Source organism: Enterococcus saccharolyticus subsp. saccharolyticus (assembly GCF_029023825.1).
GTDB lineage: Bacteria > Bacillota > Bacilli > Lactobacillales > Enterococcaceae > Enterococcus_F > Enterococcus_F saccharolyticus.
In genome coordinates, this window is the sequence record NZ_CP118957.1 from 1,644,949 (window position 1) to 1,664,689 (window position 19,741).

12 protein-coding genes are annotated in these 19,741 nt (G+C 33.5%); 1 reads left to right on the top strand and 11 read right to left on the bottom strand.

From position 1 onward, the window contains the following. Positions 1 to 18 precede the first annotated feature (18 nt). The 5 genes from PYW32_RS08450 to PYW32_RS08470 all read right to left on the bottom strand — a co-directional run bounded on the left by PYW32_RS08450 (position 19) and on the right by PYW32_RS08470 (position 9,667). Positions 19 to 2,715 carry a CDP-glycerol glycerophosphotransferase family protein gene (locus PYW32_RS08450; protein ID WP_016174740.1) on the bottom strand — a complete coding sequence of 899 codons (2,697 nt, stop codon included), beginning with the start codon at positions 2,713 to 2,715 and terminating at the stop codon, positions 19 to 21. 39 nt (positions 2,716 to 2,754) lie between these two features. Continuing rightward, entirely contained in the window at positions 2,755 to 3,480 is a 726-nt protein-coding gene (locus tag PYW32_RS08455) for a WecB/TagA/CpsF family glycosyltransferase (RefSeq protein WP_211210776.1), read from the bottom strand. Next, positions 3,470 to 4,621 carry a CDP-glycerol glycerophosphotransferase family protein gene (locus PYW32_RS08460; RefSeq protein WP_016174738.1) on the bottom strand — a complete coding sequence of 384 codons (1,152 nt, stop codon included), beginning with the start codon at positions 4,619 to 4,621 and terminating at the stop codon, positions 3,470 to 3,472. The genes PYW32_RS08455 and PYW32_RS08460 overlap by 11 nt, the downstream gene beginning before the upstream one ends. 219 nt (positions 4,622 to 4,840) lie before the next feature. After that, positions 4,841 to 6,592 carry a hypothetical protein gene (locus PYW32_RS08465; RefSeq protein ID WP_016174737.1) on the bottom strand — a complete coding sequence of 584 codons (1,752 nt, stop codon included), beginning with the start codon at positions 6,590 to 6,592 and terminating at the stop codon, positions 4,841 to 4,843. Between the two features lie 57 nt (positions 6,593 to 6,649). Then, positions 6,650 to 9,667, bottom strand: coding sequence for a GH25 family lysozyme (locus PYW32_RS08470; protein ID WP_248636469.1), 3,018 nt, complete (start codon positions 9,665 to 9,667; stop codon positions 6,650 to 6,652). A 187-nt stretch (positions 9,668 to 9,854) separates the two neighbouring features. On the opposite strand from PYW32_RS08470, the gene PYW32_RS08475 reads away from it, so the two are divergent. Next, complete coding sequence (locus tag PYW32_RS08475; RefSeq protein WP_016252694.1) at positions 9,855 to 12,392, top strand: hypothetical protein; 2,538 nt, start codon at positions 9,855 to 9,857, stop codon at positions 12,390 to 12,392. 89 nt (positions 12,393 to 12,481) lie between these two features. Here PYW32_RS08475 and PYW32_RS08480 read toward each other — a convergent pair whose 3' ends face one another. From PYW32_RS08480 to PYW32_RS08505, 6 genes are all read right to left on the bottom strand, one after another. Next, complete coding sequence (locus tag PYW32_RS08480) at positions 12,482 to 12,709, bottom strand: hypothetical protein (RefSeq protein WP_016174733.1); 228 nt, start codon at positions 12,707 to 12,709, stop codon at positions 12,482 to 12,484. 109 nt (positions 12,710 to 12,818) lie between these two features. Further along, entirely contained in the window at positions 12,819 to 13,535 is a 717-nt protein-coding gene (locus PYW32_RS08485; protein WP_016174732.1) for an MIP/aquaporin family protein, read from the bottom strand. Further along, positions 13,532 to 15,358, bottom strand: a complete 1,827-nt coding sequence (glpO, locus tag PYW32_RS08490) for a type 1 glycerol-3-phosphate oxidase (protein WP_016174731.1) — start codon at positions 15,356 to 15,358, stop codon at positions 13,532 to 13,534. The genes PYW32_RS08485 and glpO overlap by 4 nt, the downstream gene beginning before the upstream one ends. A 1-nt stretch (position 15,359) precedes the next feature. Next, complete coding sequence (gene glpK / locus PYW32_RS08495; RefSeq protein WP_016174730.1) at positions 15,360 to 16,886, bottom strand: glycerol kinase GlpK; 1,527 nt, start codon at positions 16,884 to 16,886, stop codon at positions 15,360 to 15,362. 127 nt (positions 16,887 to 17,013) lie between these two features. Next, positions 17,014 to 18,447 carry an AcpB/EbpR/MafR family transcriptional regulator gene (locus PYW32_RS08500; protein WP_016174729.1) on the bottom strand — a complete coding sequence of 478 codons (1,434 nt, stop codon included), beginning with the start codon at positions 18,445 to 18,447 and terminating at the stop codon, positions 17,014 to 17,016. Continuing rightward, positions 18,437 to 19,708 (bottom strand): FAD-dependent oxidoreductase, encoded by a 1,272-nt coding sequence (locus PYW32_RS08505; RefSeq protein WP_016174728.1) that lies wholly within the window; start codon positions 19,706 to 19,708, stop codon positions 18,437 to 18,439. The genes PYW32_RS08500 and PYW32_RS08505 overlap by 11 nt, the downstream gene beginning before the upstream one ends. Positions 19,709 to 19,741: the final 33 nt, after the last annotated feature.

Here is a 19,741-nt window from a genome sequence, read left to right on the forward strand (position 1 = left end):
ATACTCTCTTTTTGTTATTTATTTCTCGTTCACTATTTTATGCCATGCACTCAAAGATTCTGATTCTTGTGTATCAAAATCATATGGAGGAAGTACAGGCGTATCCGACAGATAATTTTTCCAACCATCAATAATTCCTTCTAGTGAATTTTCCACAATGACTGCTGCAGGATTATCGATAGAACTACCTCTTATTATACCTTCTGTTGTAGCGGGAATATCTACTGTAATTACATCAGTTCCTACTGCAAGAGCTTCAAATACAACTAATCCTAGTCCTTCATACAAACTAGTAAACACAAATGCATCAGCTAGTCTCAATAAAGAGTATGGATTATCCATACCACCTAGTATTGTAATACATTCTTTTACTCCAGAATTACGAACTTGTTGGATCGTTTTCTTTTTCAATGGTCCATGGGGAGCAACAATAACTAAACGTGTGTTTGGATATTCTTTATTAATTTCTACAAATGCATCAATCAAACGGTCATGTCCTTTTTGGATATCAAAGCGTCCAATATTAATAAACACTTTAATCTCAGGATTTAATAAGTCATCCATTAATTTTAATTTACTGACACCATAGAGATATCCTAATTCATTGTAGTTAATTTTTACTAACGAAGAATGATCGATTAATCCTGTAAAAGGCATATTTATGCCTTGATTCAATTCTTCAAAATGTTCTTCTACATAAGGAAAAAGACCTTTAGTGCTTAATTTATGTTTCCTAATCGTTGGTAAAAATTTGTTAGCAGCTTTAATATTATTTTTTTTCAATTTATTAAAATCACCCATAACATCATTTACTATCTCTTCTGCATAGCCATATTGTAATGGTACACCTAAAAATGACGTGAAAATACTTTCTCTACTTAACTCTCTGATCTCTTGGTAACCTAAAAAGTTATCTAAAACAATAACATTATTTAAGTTAGGATAATTTTCTAACAAACGAACTTCTAATTCTTTATTAACAATAATTAATTGATCCACTAATTCATAGGTTCTTTTTAATGTCTTCATACTAATGTTTCTTTTAGCTTCATATTCTTCAAACATATCTGTATGATAAAAAATTGACGTTTTTATATTGGAACCAGATAAAGCACTTAACATAGCTGCCAATGACCGTTCAAAACCAGTGTAATGGATAAATTGATTAATTTCTAATCCATTGAACATACGACGAAAATCTCGACGATACATTTTGAAAATAATTTTTTCAATCCATTTTTTACCAATACTTCTACCAAACCACTCTTTATTAAGATACAAATAAGTAAGAATACCTTCAATAAAATTGTATTGGGCAATACCTGCACTAAGTACATACGGAATTTCTAACTCTTGTAATTTATACTTGTGTTCCTTTTTCACAGCTCTGTCTTTAACATACAAAATATAATTTTTTTCAGATAAATCAATTGAGTTCAATGTATTAAAAAAAGCCCGACTAATTCCGTTATCCCACAAACCGCCTGCAAAGAAAACGACATTTTCTTTTTCATTTCTTAAGCTATATTCAATAATATTTTCATTCACCTTATTTTTAAATACATAATCTAACAATTGCTTTGTACCATTAACATTGTCTGAAGCAACAAATCTATTTTTAAATAGAGTTAAATCATTGATATCTTGCATTTTAGGATAAAGCATTTCTTGATACAATTCTTCTTTAGTTTCTACTTGTGCAAAAGGATACTCATCTACATCTTCATATAACCCTCTAGACTTATAATAATCTTCCTTATCATATGTATAAAGAATGATTTGTCTATCTGTACAAGAAAAATCATACATAATTGAACTGTAATCAGTAATTAGTGTATCAACTGCTGTTAAAAATTCATATGTCTCTATCCCATCTGGATATTCTGCAATGTGTTTAAATTCAGACAAATCCATTGTCAATTTCTCAGCATCAAACGGATGTAATTTCACAAACAAACATTCATTTTGTGTCAATTGCTCATCAATATACGCTAGTGTTTCTTCTATAACTGCTGTCGAAGTCCCTGTATCTCGATATGTTGGCATATATAGATAGACTTTTTTATCATCAACATTCAATTCACTTCTCATTTGTTGACGTCTTTTTACATCAAATAAAATACTATTTCTAGGAGAGGGGCCTACAACAACTTTTGTACTACTTATATTTTCTAAATTATATCCTGTTACCATCTTTTCTTTGGTATATTCATTACTTAATACAAATAAATCTGCACTTAAAAAATTCTTTTGTACATTACCAAAACCATCTAATGCCATATCTTTACCCAAACATTTTAAAGGCGTACCGTGCCAAATATTAATATAGGTTTGCTCAGGACGTTTATTAAAGAAATCCCAGAAAGTGGTATCATTAACTAAATATTCAGCTGTTGCTAAAGCCAAAATATACTCTTTAGATAAGTAATCTACAATTTTTAAAGAATGCAGATTATGTTTTTGAAATAATTTTTCAAGTTCTTCTCTTTTATCATTCTTAATTCCAACAACAATACTCATTTCTGAAAATTGTTCTTGTAACTGTTTCGCCATATAAAAAACATGTCCACTAAAATCTCTACCATGCGTTGATTCAATCAGAATCGTGTTTTTTTCAATTGGTTTTTTTAAAAATTTTAGGTATTGGAATTCGTATTTTCGATTTAATTTTCTTTTTAAAACTTTTTTTACTCTTGGTGTAATTATTTTTGCCACAAGTTTCACTCCTAAAATATGACTAAAATTCTTTCTTACTTATTTTTTTACCTGCCACCACAAACTCTTCACAACAAAAAGCGGCAATTGAAATATTCGCCCAATTCTTTTTGGATTACTCAATGAACGATACAACCATTCCAAATGATAGTCAATAAAAATTTGGGGTGCTCTTTTAACATGCCCACTTAGTACATCAAAACTCCCACCCACATCTTGAAAAACATTTGCTTGCACTTTTTCAACATTTTTGCTTAACCATTGTTCCTGTTTAGGAAATCCTAAAGCGACAAATAAAAAATCAGTTTGTGCAGCATTTATTTTCTCGATTATTTGTTCTTCAGTCAACTTCGTATATCCATCTATTTTTCCAGTCACTATCAAATGAGGATATTCCTTGCGAATGTTTTTTATTGCATCATTTAATACATCAGGTTTTGCTCCATAAAAAAAGACTCGTTGATGATGTTCGTTAGCATACTCTAAAAATTTAACCATTAAGTCAAATCCCGCAACGCGTTCTCGAATTTTACCACCAAGTATTTTTGAAACCATAACAATTCCGATTCCATCAGGGATACGATGTGTACTATTCTCAATAAATTTGATAATTTCTGGATAGTTTTGCCCTTCTACAACTATTTGAGGATTAACACTAATGACAGTCATTTTCTCACCAGATTTACAATAGTTAGGTACATCCTCTAAAATATCTGCATAAGTTATCCTATCAACAGGAATTCCCATTATTCTTTCAGTTTTCATATTTGTTATTCACCCATTCTACTAGCTGGTTTGCGGCTTTTCCATTCACATATTCATTCCATAATTGATTGAAAGTATCTAATTTTCGATAGTTTGAATGTTGAATTTCTTGTAATAACTCTTTTTCATTTTTTACAATTCTCCCCGGTGCCCATGTAGTAAAATCTTTTTCCAATCCAACTGAGTTTTGATATTCTAATAAATCATAACAGAAAAAAATAATTTTTCCATTAGGATTAGCTAAAGAATACTCAAAAGGGACGGAAGAATAATCCGTAATCAAACAATCTACGGATGGCAATAATTCCTGTAAACTCATTCCCTTAAAATCAGTTATTATTGTTTTCTCTTTCCTTAACTCGTTTTCCAATTGTTTATCATGGGGATGAGCTTTGACAAACAATAACCACTCCGATCCAAGAGTATTGCTTATCTTTGAAAAATCTAAGGGTATTTTGGCATACTTTTCTCTATATGTAGGAACGTATAAAGCTATCTTTTTTTTTGTTAGAAATTGCGTATCAAACTTCTTTTTAGAAGTAGCAAGCCAAGTATCATCAAAGTAATAATCTGTAGGTAAATAACCAAAAGGTAAGCTAACAATAGGTTGTTGATAATTATTTGCAAAAACTTCGGACATTTTTTCTGAACTAACAACATAATGCGTAAATTTTTGATAGACATCTAAATAACGCTTCTGATCTTTTGAAGAGACATTTTTTGTATAATTAGCACTTAAGCCAAATGATTTTATTGCACCATTTGCATGCCATAATTGAACTACCACAGTCTCGCTAGATAACCTCACTCCTGCTAAAAAAGCATAGTAATTATCACATAAAATAACCTTACTTCCTACAATTATGGGCACCACATCTTTCAGCAACGTAGGAAAATGATCAATATTATAAATTGTACATCCTTTATTTTTATATTGCTGAGCTAATTCTAAACCATCTTTTGTATAACAAATAAGTAATTTATTTCCAAATTTTTCATATAATTTTTTCAAAACATAGCTACTTGTAGATGGAAAACTCAACAGATATACAATCTTTTGATGTGGTAGTTTAGTTTTATCAGCACTTTTTTTTACAAGCTTTAAATAAATATCTTTGCTTAACGAAGTTATTACTCTCATCAATTATCTCCCATCCTATATAATCATTGTTTATTTTAACTGAAAGCTTATAAAAAGAAAACATATATATATCTTACAAAAATAGATAGCATAAATTTCAGAAGGTAACTACGGTCTGTATCATAGTAAAGCTTTTTTCACTAGCTTTGAGAGAAAACAAAAATAGAATGAAACGTATCTATTTTAGATTTTCCCATTCTATTTTTCTTTAATTTGATATTATAAATAATCAGTTCTCCTATAAAATAATCTAATAGAGAGTCCTATAAAAACAATCCAAGAAACCACAGATACAATAAATAAATAAGAAAATAAAGGTGACGATTTATAACTAACGATTAATACATTACTCCCTTTTTTGCTATCAATTATCAAAGCACCTATATTATTTGTTACAATATTTTTTTTGTCTAGTAGTTTACCATTTAAATAAAGTTGTGTTCGATGATAGACAAATATGGGTAAGGTTTGCTGTTCAATATTATCAGACTGCCATTTAAGAATTAATTTTTTATTTTCAACTGATTTTTCTATTCTTGAATTTAAATTATTATCAAGTATTGTTTGACGATATTCTTGATAGGGATGAAAGTTAGCATCCGTAATCAATTTTTTGTTTTTTAATGGAACATAGTCTGGAGTAGGTTTCACAAATAACTTTAGAGGTGCGTCCAGAGATGCTTTCGGACTAAAACTATTTTTTAATACACTTGAATCTTTTTCCATAAGAATAGTTGTCCTGTCCATAGATATGACAGTTTCCGAATTCCAAGTAGACAAACGATTTTCTGTAGCAATAATATGCTGAGTTACTCCACCTGTAACAATCATTATCAACAATATATACATAACATTTGTATATATTTTTTTCTTATGATAGATTAATTGCTCTATAGAAAGACCTAAACCTAACACAATAAAAACAATTGCTACTACTAAAAAACGAGATGGAAATTGGAGAATTGAAATCCCTGGAACTTTTTCTAGTATTTCATTCCATGGAAATACTTTTGTAGCCATCAAAAAAAATAGTAATCCAAAAATTGTTGCTAAGCGATTTATTAAATTGACTCGCAAATATAACACAAAAAGAAATTGTAATATAAATAACAGAAATACAATAATTGTAATATGTGCAGGTAATTTGAATAAGCTCACTTGTAACGCCGAGGAATCAAAATCATAGCTTAAAAATGGTGGATTCATAACATTTTCGAAGTTTAATTCTATTAATGGATACCATACATTTGCAGTCATAGCAATTGTAATAATAGCCGCTATAATCACTGACTTCATCAAATTGAGTTTATTTGAAGATATCCACACACCTATTAAAAAAAATACCCCTAATATAACAATTAAAAATAAGCTCGTTAGTATATGAATTTGTATAGAGAGCGTTACTACAAAAGCTAATAAAAAAGTAAGTTTCCAGGAAACATCTTTTTTCAAAAAATTAGTAGCTACTAAAATACCAATAGGCAGTATGACTGCCCCCCAAGTATTAAAAGTTTGATTAAACAACCACCCCTGAACAATATTGAAAGTAGTATAAACAATAGCCAATAAAATACTTACTAAGCTACGAACTTCATTTTTCTTGAGTAAGAAAAACATCGATACAGCTGAAAAAAAAGTAATGAGAAAATTAGTAAATAGTTGATACTTGAACCAGGATCCACAAATTAAAAGTAATAGTCCATTAAAATAAGCAAACATAGGACCATATACTGCATTAATAATTCTACCCGATTGAGAGAATCCATACATTGAAATAAAGTATTGGAAATTCCCTTCTTTTATCTGTTGAGCAGCATCATAAAAGCGATTGTAGTGAAATATCCAATCATACCCTAAATATAAATTTTTATTTTGTATCTGAACGAATTGTAAACATAAAGATACAATAACTAAAATTAAAATAGATACAAAAGTTGGATTTAGTACACCCTTGGTAGTTCTTTTTATCATATTGATATTAGCCTCCGCATTAATGACTATAAATTTTAGTTTTATAAAAAAAGCTTATTACTTTAATCTGTCATATATTTGTTTAGATAACTGGGAAATAACTTCATAACCCACACCATTTTCTGTCATTACAACTAGTATATATGGTTGTTCTGCATAAATAATTGCTGCATCGTGTGCAAGTGAGTTTAAATCACCAATTTTATGAGCTACTTGAACAGGTATATATTTAGGAATACGTTGTTGATCATATACAGTATTTGATAAATCTGTAATTAGTTTTCCACCTTGATGATAAATCGCTTGCATCATAAATGCATTATCTTTTGCACTAACATAAAAAGGATTTGTCCAATTACGTTTCATAATGGCACTAATCTCTTGTTTCATCGTTGTATCATATTTATTTGCACCATAATATCCTAAAAAATTAGCTCCCTGATTATCAGAATACTTAGCAGTCCAGTTCATGATAGTATTTAACGAATATTTCTTACCAAAAGATTGACCTTGTAAAATCCCTGCTCCACCACGCATATAAGAATTTGACATAGTATTGATGGAATCTGTGTAAAGATACAATGTTTCTCCATTTAATTTTTTATCACTAATCATTTTTTGTGTATAGTATAACGCTGGTAATTTCCCCGTACTTGCTGCATGAAAAATTTTACTTCCATGTTTTTGAGCAACAGATCCATCTATTAAGCTCATTACATAAATGCCATAATTAGCTGAATAGTATTGTTGATCTAATAATTGTTGAACTTCTGCCATTTTTTCTTTAACTTCAGGTCCTAATTTCGTACCGGTTTCGTTAATATAGCCAATCCAATGGCCGTTGTTTTCATATAAACTTAAGTATCGCGCCCCATTAAAATGATCGTAGTAACCACGAGCTAACACTGTTTTCCGTTGGTACTTTGAGGAATGACTTCGTTTTTGCCAATCAAAATTTTGCCAAATATCGTAATTGCCAGATTGAATCGTGACGTATTTGTTGTATGCATGATACTTGCCCCCGCCACCGTTGCTTGATAATTTGGTCGCTGTGGCATTGATGTAGCCCACCCATTTGCCATTTTTATCATATATGGTCAAGTAACGAGTCCCATTGAAATGATCGTAATAGCCACGTGCTTGTAGCAATTGCCCGTGATAATTGGCGGAATGACTCCGCTTTTGCCAATCAAAATTTTGCCAAATATCATAATTGGGTGACTGAATGGTGACATATTTGTTGTAGGCATGGTACTTGCCCCCGCCACCGTTGCTTGATAATTTGGTCGCTGTGGCATTGATGTAGCCTATCCATTTGCCATTTTTATCATATATGGTCAAGTAACGAGTCCCATTGAAATGGTCGTAATAGCCACGAGCTTGTAGCAATTGCCCTTGATAATTGGCGGAATGACTGCGTTTTTGCCAATCAAAGTTTTGCCAAATATCATAATTACCGGATTGAATGGTGACATATTTATTGTAGGCATGGTACTTGCCCCCGCCACCATTGCTTGATAATTTGGTGGCCGCCACATCAAGATAACCCACCCATTTACCAGCTTGATCATACAAGGTTAAATAGCGTGTGCCATTGAAATGGTCGTAATAGCCACGAGCTTGTAGCAATTGCCCTTGATAATTGGCGGAATGACTACGTTTTTGCCAGTTGAAATTTTGCCAAATATCGTAATTACCAGATTGAATAGTCACATATTTATTATATTTTTTATATTCTCCATAGGCATTATTCGTTCCTTCTACATCATTCGCTTTCACATAACCTAATAAATCTCCTGTATTGGTTTCTAATAAATAATAAAGCGTTTGATTGGAATCTCTACGCAATGAATTGATTTTTAGCGTTTGATTTAGCAAATTCTGTGTATTCCCTATAGAACTAACTTCTTGATTGTCAAGTTGCCAAAGAGGGACATTTTTCTTAATCATTGCATAATTGAACTCCTGGAAATCAGTTATTTTTTCATCTTCAATAACTAATTGATTGATAAAATCCTGATGATAATCAGAAGAGATATCAAATATTCCTGGAACATTTGGAAATGTCATCTGTGAAGACCATTGCCATGCTCCATATTCTGTATATCTTTGCGTAGTGCTTAGTACATATGGATATGCAGCAACCCATAATTTTCTATTGCCCAATATGTTCGAATCAATTTTTCCACTAGTAATCCAATGCATCCCTACATAATGATTCACATTCATAAAACCTAATTCATTCAATCGTTGTTCAAACTCTAATGAATTTTGCGTATGATTATTACCTTCTGCAATTTTAGGTTCTTCAATATCATTGACCATCAAAGTATCTTTCGGTAGCCCTAAAGAATTAGCCATAGCTGCAAAATAATCCGCTTCTTTTTTTGCTTGGTCTTTTGTTTTAAACCAGCTGTAATGATAAACAGAAACTTTCATTCCTGCAGCTAAAGCATTTTTTATTTGATCTTTAGCATATGGATTCTGATAACTGGTTGCTTCTGTCAACTTTACAACAACACCATCTACTCCATAAGACTTAATAATCTTAAAATTTTCTACACTTATATAGCCATTATGTGAAGAAATATCAATAAAACTTTTTTTAGGTAGATTTGTATCAGTAGCACTAACATGTGGAATTGCTAACGATGCACTAAAAGCTTGCATGTTGTTTAAATCAGAACGTCCACTTGGGAAAATATACTCTTCATCGCTCTTTAGCTCAGGGATTGTCGTTTCTGTAGTTGATTCAATCGTTGCTGATTCTTCTGTTTTTTGGGAGTCATCCAAAACTGTATGGCTTTCATCCAAGCTTTCCTCTGATGCAGAACCAGTAGACTCTGTCAAAGAAATTTGTTCTGATTTTATTGATTCCATCTCTTGCTCCACAATAGAACTATCTGAAATCGACTGTTGATTTATTTCTCCCGTTTCATCCACCTCAAATGATTTTTCTATTTCTGTTGACATAGTTGCTTCATTTGTCGATTCTGTTGCATACACATTTAATAACGGTTGCAACATTAACACAGAACAAGCACTAACAACTATGATTCTTTTTCTCTTTTTCATATTAGCTACTAAACTCCCCATAATTTGTTTCTTTATATACATTTAAAATGACACACTATCAATAAAGCTACCATATTTTTTATTTAAAATAAATAATTATCTCAATTTAATTTATTCTATAAAAAAGGCACTGTATTATATAAATATGATATAGTAGAATTGAGAATATTTTTAGGGGGAGAAAACAATGAAAAAGAATTATTTTTTGATTTCTAGTGTCAGTTTAATAGCAACACTCTTTTCTATCAATACATCCACACCTGTCTTAGCCAATGACACCTCATCTGTAGACTCAGTCATTGCAGAAACTACTGAGTCTACAGAAAGTTTGCCGTCTGTATCTGTAGCAGAAACTATTGAATCAGTTGGAGACCTATCTAGTGTAGACAATGAATCTATCTCAAGTAATTCGACAATGATTGAAGATTCAACTACTGAGTCGACAATTGTAGAAGATTCGTCAACAGCTGAAACACAATCAAGTGAGTCTCAATCACTTGAACCAACGTATACTGTCGAAACTATTGATAAACAAGGTATTCTAAAAAATACTTCAAATGAATATTGGCAAACCTTAGAAAATCTCATCACTTCTAAAGAACAAACTAATTTACAACTAAAAACTTATCAAGAACAACTAATCGGTAATACAATTTATCAAATAAGTGAAAAAATTGTATTTAATGACCAAACAGCCTACTACAAAATAAGCAATACAAATGAACAAACAGTCGCATATATTTCCGAAGAAGCAATTGAATTTGTTAATGCTCCACAAACTGTTAAAAAATATATCACAATAACTTCAAATAATAATGTCGTCTATCAAGACATTTATTTAACACAAAAAATAGATTCCACTAAATTACTAAATAAAACTTTTTACGTTCATGAACGTATCACTGCTTTAGATGGAAAAACCTATTTAGTACTTTTTAATAATCAAGATAATCAAGTAGGCTATCTAAAAGATGAAAACTTATCATTAACAGATACCCCTTTAGGAACACCTGAAGCTATCAATAATTATATTACTGTCCACGCTTCGAATAAAACTTTCTATCAAGATACACTTTTACAAAACGAGCAATCAACAAATACGTTATTAGATACGACTTTTCTAGCAAAAAAACTTTATCATCATTTTGATGGTAACCAATACATCTCTATTGAAGACAATAATAAAAAGGGCATCGGTTATATTGATAAATCTTACACTAAAAGTGTAGCTGAACCTCAAGGCACGTATCATGCCTACAATAAGTATGTCACCATCCAATCCGGTAATTACGATATTTGGCAAAATTTCAATTGGCAAAAACGCAGTCATTCTGCCAATTATCAAGGGCAATTGCTACAAGCTCGTGGCTATTATGACCATTTCAATGGGACTCGTTACTTGACCGTATACGATAAAAACGGCAAATGGGTGGGCTACATCAATGCCACAGCGACCAAATTATCAAGCAACGGTGGTGGGGGCAAGTACCATGCCTACAACAAATACGTCACGATTCAATCTGGCAATTACGATATTTGGCAAAATTTTGATTGGCAAAAACGCAGTCATTCCGCCAATTATCACGGACAATTGCTACAAGCTCGTGGCTATTACGACCATTTCAATGGGGCGCGTTACTTGACTGTATACGATAAAAACGGCAAATGGATAGGCTATATCAATGCCACAGCGACCAAACTATCAAGTAATGGTGGCGGGGGCAAGTACCGTGCCTACAACAAATATGTCACCATTCAGTCACCCAATTATGACATTTGGCAAAATTTTGATTGGCAAAAGCGGAGTCATTCCGCCAATTATCACGGGCAATTGCTACAAGCTCGTGGCTATTACGACCATTTCAATGGGGCGCGTTACTTGACTGTATACGATAAAAACGGCAAATGGATAGGCTATATCAATGCCACAGCGACCAAATTATCAAGCAACGGTGGTGGGGGCAAGTATCATGCTTACAACAAATACGTCACGATTCAATCTGGCAATTACGATATTTGGCAAAATTTTGATTGGCAAAAACGAAGTCATTCCTCAAAGTACCAACGGAAAACAGTGTTAGCTCGTGGTTACTACGATCATTTTAATGGGGCGCGATACTTGAGTTTATATGAAAACAACGGCCATTGGATTGGCTATATCAACGAAACTGGGACAAGTTTAGTTAAAGGTGCTGGTGCTTATCTAGGTATCAATCGTAGTAACATTCTAAATGAATTAAATAATAATAGTGGGATGTATCTTAACACACCATTCAGAGGTTCCCTTGCTATTCCAGCGAGTGTGATGAGTCCAATCGGTAATCCAAATCAATATGGTCCAGGATTCAACTGTACAGGTTTTATTGCTACAGCACTTAGAAATAGTGGTGCAAATATTAATAAAGTAGCTAACGCGACGAATGGCATTGGTGGTGTAGCAAATGCATACAATTGGCGTGATGCTTTGACGGCTAACACTGATTATTACACGTTCTATTCGATTAATGCTTTGCTAAAAAGTGGGAAAGCCAAAAAAGGTGATTTGATTTATTTCGAAGCTGATTTCACCAAACCTAATTATGATTGCCATATTGGCTTTTTCTGGGGAAATACACCAAATCAAAATCGCTTCTGGCATTCAACATTAGCCGCAGGTGGTAATAAAATTACTCATATTTTTTCAGGAACACCCTTTTCAAAAATTTTACTAATACCAATGGATTAGCCGAAAACAGGGAATATTTCATGTATTCCCTGTTTTTTTTGCACCAAAAAACCATCTTTGAAGAATTACTTCCCAAAGATGGTTTTTACTTAACTAAAGAAACAACTATCATCAATCAAATACTTAATGTCACTTGTATTTATTTCTAATAATCGATCTGGATTTACTTTACCACGATCACAAATATCATAATTTTCTACTTTAATAACAATGGAACCATCTTCTACGCGGTTAATTGTACCAATGACACCACGATGAAAATTTTTAGGTTGTACTTCATAACGATTGCCTACAACAATTTCTTTCACTTGAACCATAATAATGTCCCCCTTTTGAATAAAGCAAATAACTATTAATTCTATACTCTATTCATAACACGTATTCAAAAAACATACAAGTATTTCGGTTCAACAAAAGTAAGTTTTTTTAAAGTGGTAAGATATTAAAGACGCCTGCTGCCACGGCACCACCAATAATTGGTCCAACGATTGGCACCAAACTATAGCCCCAATCAGAGTTGCCTTTATTAGCAATTGGCAAGAGTTGATGTGCTAAACGCGGGCCTAAGTCACGTGCTGGATTAATAGCATAGCCAGTCGGTCCACCTAGAGATAAACCAATTGCTAAAATTAAAATTCCGACAACCATCGGATTTGTACCATCAGCAAATGTTGTTTCACCAAAAGCTAATAATGCAAACACTAATACGAATGTCCCAATAATTTCAGTCACTAAGTTAGCTGGAAGATTACGAATAGCAGGTCCTGTCGCAAATGTACCTAAAATGGCACCTTGATCTTTGGTCTCTGCCCAATGTGGTAAATATGCTAACCAAACAAGTGTAGCACCAACCATTGCTCCAATAATTTGAGCAATGATGAATGGAAAGACTAAGTTCCAAGCAAATTTACCAGCAATAGCCATACCAATTGTTACTGCTGGGTTCAAATGTGCAGGCCCCATAAAGCTAGATGCATATACAGCAATTGTTACGGCTGTTGCCCATCCTGCAGCAATCACGATCCAGCCTGATGCTTGAGCCTTACTTTTAGCTAAATTGACAGCAGCACATACACCACTACCTAATAAAATTAACATCGCTGTTCCTAAAAACTCACTAAAAATCTGTGTCATATCGCTCATTGTCCTAACTCCTCTTTCAATTGTTTTAGATCAGATTCTGCAATTACTGCTTCTAATTCCGCACGTTGTTTTTCCGTCTCTTCATCTGTCCAGCCAAAGAACGCTTGCATCTTGTTAATAACCGGCTCTTTCATAGCATCTACTTCATCACGAATGAACAAAATAAAGTTGGTGCGACGCATTAAATAATCGGCAGGCGTCAAGACGGCTTCTTCATGCAGCGCATAATTTAACGAGTAACTATCACGCACTGATAAACCGGCAATTTTTTCGTCATACTGCAAGACTTTTTCCAGATTAGAACCATATAGATTAGCTAAATGCAATGCGTCTTTTTCGTTCAATCCTTTGTCTTCTGCTAATTTCGCTAAATTTGCTAATTCTTCATCAACTTTCTGATGATTGATTCGTCCACCTGAAACTGGATAGTTTACAGAGTCAATTAAAACGAACCTTTTTTGAAAATCTCCTGCTAGAATTTCTTGAATTTTTTGTAATGCTCCTTCAGCCATTAAACGATAATCTGTAATTTTGCCGCCTGCTAGCGTGAGTAATCCATCGGCCGAACGATCTAAACTACTACCACGAGATACTTGCGAAGGATTTACCGTATTATCAATGGATACTTCGACTTCATTAATTGCTTTCTCTACTTTTTCACGAGCCGATGGATCATCCAAATACTCTTTAACAGCGCTTACAACGTCTTGGAAACTCTCTTCTGACAAGGCCCCATTATTGCCACCATTATAATCTGATCCACCATTACCGGAAATTAATGGACGCAACCCAGCCCAACTCGATTCAATATCTTGAATGGTTAATTTTGCTTCTGGAAAACGATGATTCACAATGTCTAATAAGTAAGCAACATCGCTTTGTTCCACTTTAGGATGTTTCAAGTCTCCACGATAATCCGTATCTGTTGTACCAAAATAAGTTTTTTCTTCACGAGGTACCACAAACACCATTCGGCCATCATTTTTGCCAGTATCAAAATACGTTGGTTGTGGCACATTTAATTTACTACGATCGACAACTAAATGAACACCTTTCGTTGGACGCATTTGCGGCGGTAGTTCATTTTTACTGTCCAATTGACGAACTTTATCTGACCAAGGACCTGTTGTATTGATAATCACACGGGCAGCGATTGTAAAGATTTCTCCTGTCAATAAATCTTCTACTTTTGCCCCATTCGCTTGTCCTTTTTCATCATGAACAATTTCAAGTACTTTTACTTTATTGAGCATGTACCCGCCATCTGCTTGCGCTTGTTTGATATTTTCAATCACTAAGCGTGCATCATTGTTGCGAAAATCAAGATAGACTCCTGCACCTTGTAAATTCTCTTTTTGTAATTGGGGTTCTCTAGCTAATACTTCTTCTTTACTTAAAAGATAATTCGCATATTTTGTGCCAGTAACACCTGCTAATTGATCATATAAATCCATCGCAACTTTCACTGAAAATAGATTGAAGGTTGCACCAGGTTCATCATAAATTGGTAGTAACATCGGATCTGGTTTAGGAATATGTGGCGCAATTTTTTGTACATTCGCACGTTCTTTCACCGTATCTGCAACGACTTCGACATCAAAGGTTTTTAAATAACGAATACCTCCATGAACCAATTTAGTTGAGCGTGAAGAAGTGCCTTCTGCAAAATCTTGCATTTCAACTAAGGCAGTTTTCATACCGGCAGCGGCAGCTTGAACAGCTACCCCTGCACCAGTAATTCCCCCACCAATAATCAACAAATCAACCGTGCTTGTTTTTAATTCTTGAATATTGTTACGTCTTGTTTCAAATGAAAATGTCATGTTATTGACCTTCCTTCTTTTTGCGAGGTTTAAACGTTTGTGTAGCAGCAACTGCTGCTTGCCAATTTTCATATAACTCTTCACGTTCATCATCAGCCATTTGAGGTGTAAAAATTTCGCCTTCTTTTTGCATTTCTTTTAATTCATCTAAGTCTTTCCAGAAACCAACTGCTAAACCAGCTAGATAAGCCGCACCTAAAGCTGTTGTCTCTAAATTGGCTGCACGTTGCACTTGTGTATTTAAAATATCTGCTTGGAACTGCATTAATAAATTATTTTTAGCAGCACCACCATCTACTTTTAATAATGGAATATCAATACCAGAATCTTTTTTCATGGTTTCTAAGACATCGCGTGATTGGTAAGCGACTGCTTGAAGCGTTGCACGAACAAAATCTTCTTTCGTTGTCCCACGTGTTAAGCCAAAGACTGCGCCCCGAGCATCGGAATCCCAATAGGGTGCTCCTAATCCAGTAAATGCAGGCACAACATACACATCGTTTCCACCTGTCGCTTTAGCTGCAACTTCTTCTGATTCTGGTGACGTTTCAATCATACGTAAACCATCACGCAACCATTGAATTGCAGAACCAGCTACAAATATACTTCCTTCAAGTGCGTAATAAACTTTTCCATTAATACCATAACCGATTGTTGTTAATAAATTATTTTCTGATAATTGTGGTTCTTCTCCTGTATTCATTACAATAAATGAACCTGTACCATACGTATTTTTAACCATACCTGGTTCAAATGCCATTTGGCCAAATAAAGCAGCTTGTTGGTCACCGGCCATTCCTGAAATAGGCACTTCACTGCCATAAAAATGATACCCTTTTGTATATCCGTAAATTTCTGAATTACTTTTTACTTCTGGTAACATCGCTTGAGGAATATTTAATAGTTCTAAAATTTCTTCATCCCAAGTTAAATCATGAATATTGTATAACATCGTACGACTTGCATTGGAATAATCCGTTACATGTGCCTCTCCATCCGTTAATTTCCAAACCAACCAAGAATCAATGGTTCCGAATAATAATTCGCCTTTTTCAGCGCGTTCTTGTGCACCTTCAACATGATCTAAAATCCAACGAATTTTTGTTGCTGAAAAATACGCATCGACAATTAATCCCGTTTTGGAATGAATCATTTCTTTGTAACCATCTATTACTAACTGATCAGCAATACCAGAAGATTGACGAGATTGCCAAACAATGGCATTGTGAATTGGACGACCGGTTTCTTTCTCCCATACCACAGTTGTTTCACGTTGGTTGGTAATTCCGATACCTGCTACTTCATCCGGATGAATGCCTGATTCAATGAAGGCGCCCGCAATCACCGATTGAACAGAGTTCCAAATTTCATTCGCATTATGCTCTACCCAACCAGAATTTGGGAAATGTTGTGTAAATTCTTTTTGGGAACTCCCAATATTTTTACCTTCTTTATTAAATAAAATTGCTCGTGAACTTGTTGTTCCTTGATCAATTGCCATAATGTATTTTTTCTCTTTTGTCGTCATATTTATCTGCTCCTTTGATAGCGTTTTCTTTACATTCATATCTTACCTTTTTTCCTATGTTTTATTTTGTCATCTTTTTTTCTTTTTTTAGATTTTTTGACAAAATTCAATCACAGCAAGGGTTTTTCTACAATTTACGAATCAGATTTTTTATTTCTTGAATATCATAATTGGTTCCTAACTCTGACAAACGATAATACGGTACGTTTTCATGAGATTGATTGCTAATAATTAAATCATAGTGGTGTTCAGGAATATAAACTTCCACAACCACGCCATTAATCATATTTAAATGCAACATGTACATGTTGATTGCCGCTTCTTTAAACAACGGGTCCATCTTTAAATCAATACCAATTCGAATTTCGCGATTCATTTCTACATCTAAAATAGTGACAATACTTAAATACTTTACTTCTGTCATCGCTAATAAACTATTGTCTGCCTCATCTGGAATCGCTAATGTTTCTTGCGCTAAATGCAACAATTTTTTGGTATATGCTTGAATATTTCGGCTAGATAGTTTGGCTTCGAGTTGCCAAATATTTTCTCGATCATACACTTCGACATCCCCTTGGAAAAAATACAACCGTAGATGCACTTGGGATAAATGATAATAACAATTTGCTTCCCATTCTGAACGAATTTTAGGACGAGGATACAATCGTAAAATGTTTTCTAAAATTAAGGTGTCCGCAATACTACTTGGTGTAAAACGCGAGCGTTGTAAGGAGTATTGATAGAAGTCTCGTTCATTTAAAATCGACATACTAATTAAAAAGATAAAATGCAACATAATTTCTTCTTCTCTAATTTCTACTGCATAATAACTAAAAAAGCGGTGAAAAATAGGCTTTAATTGAAGGTAAAAGCGATCTTTTTGGTAGGGTTCAAATTTCTTATAAAATGTTTGAAAAGATAATTTGGAGATTGAAATGCGATATTTTGTAATTTTCATCCATAAATTAATTCGTTGATGCGCTTCTGCAGTAAATGTTAAGCCAAATCCTCGTTCAAATTGTTCAATCAATTGTTTTTCTTTTCCTGTTAACTGTTGTGGATACTGATCTAAATACCACATTAATTGAAAATAAAAATAACGAATCTGACTCTCTTCTCCTTCAAGTTTCCCTTGCCAAATCATTAATTTGAATTCTTTTAATAAGACATTAATTTCTTTTATTTTTCGTGATAAAGATGATTCACTAATCGCTAATTCTTGGGTTAAGCGGATAAAAGCCATTTCTTTATTTTCTAATAGATGAATTAAAATTTGATATTTAGGTGCTTCTTGATACCAAGACAACTCTAATTCTCGTAAAGAAAACGCCGGTACTTTCCAAAATTGAATGCTATTTTTATCGTAAGTCAATCGGCATTGACCTTCATAACGCGCTAAATCATCCATTAATTCTTCTAAATAATTTTCGACAGATTTTTTGGAAATTTGTAATTTGTCCGTCATTTCTGTCATTGTCGTTTGACCGCCCGAAAGCAATAAGTTTTTTAAAAGACACATTTTCTTAGCTTCTTTTTTCTCTAACAATTCTTCAAATTTCATCGGCATCACGTCCTGCGAATAAGTCATTTAAAAAAGCTAACGTTGTACTATATTCTGATTGAAAAAAGAAGTCTTGTTCTAATAACGCCTCCATAGTCATTTCCTGTTGAATGGCCCAACCACAACGTTCAATAATCGGCAAGCAATTGTTTCGTGATAGTAACTGAACCCCTAACAAACGTTGCGTCTGCTTCTCAAGAATTAACTTACAATACAACATCTCTTTAGAAGTCGTGGATATAGGTAAGGTCAGATTTTTTACTTGAATCACTTGGGGATATAAAAAAGCGTCTGACTCTAATAAGCCAACACTTGCCAGATACCAATCAAATAATTTTGTGCCAATCATACGTAAGCCCCCCTGAAACTTTTTAGTGGGTTGAACCAAATTAGCAGCTACTACCATACCAGAACGCACAGCATGGTTGATTTGCGGAAGATAAATTTTCTCGTTGGTCAACGCAAAAGGGATTTGAATTAAATCACCTACTGCAAAAATATCTTTTTCTGATGTCTCTAAAAAATCATTGGTCTGAATGGTTAAATCACTATGCGTTACTAACTCGTTCATGGTTTCAGTTGGATGCACATTCACTGTCGTTAGAATTAAGTCGCTTGTTGACTCTTCTTGTGTCACGTGTGCAATTCGTTGATTTAATCGTAAATCTAAATGAGGGATTGTCGCCAGATCAGTTAAAAAAGGCGTTAAGAAGTCTTGATCAAAATACTTAAATAATGGATACTCCATAGCTTCAAAGACTTGTACCTTTTTTCCTAGCCCAATAAAAACACTTGCTGCTTCCATGCCAGCTTGTCCGGCACCAATCAAGGTAATCTCTTGTGCTTGTTCAATTTTCGGTAGCAAATAGTTTGCAGCTTGATATGTTTTATAGTGATAAATTTCCTCTTCTGCTAATTCAATTACTTTGGATTGTTGTGTCGAACCAGTTGCTAAAACTAATTTGTCATACGTGTAACTCGCACCATTTGTTTGGATTGTCTTCTTCTGACTGTCGCACGATAAAAAGACTTCGTTTAAATGCAATTGAATATCATTTTTCTCTAAAACTTCTTTTGAAATAAAGGTTGCTTCTTCTAATGATTCATAAATTCCTTGAAGATATAACAATAATCCATTTGGTAAAAAAGCAAATTGTTCATTTTTCTCAATCACAATAATTTCTGCATCTGGATGTAGCTTACGTGTTTGTAACGCACAATATACGCCCGCAAATGACGCGCCAATAATGATAACTTTCATCGATACACCTCTATTTTTTCGTGAAAAAAAAGT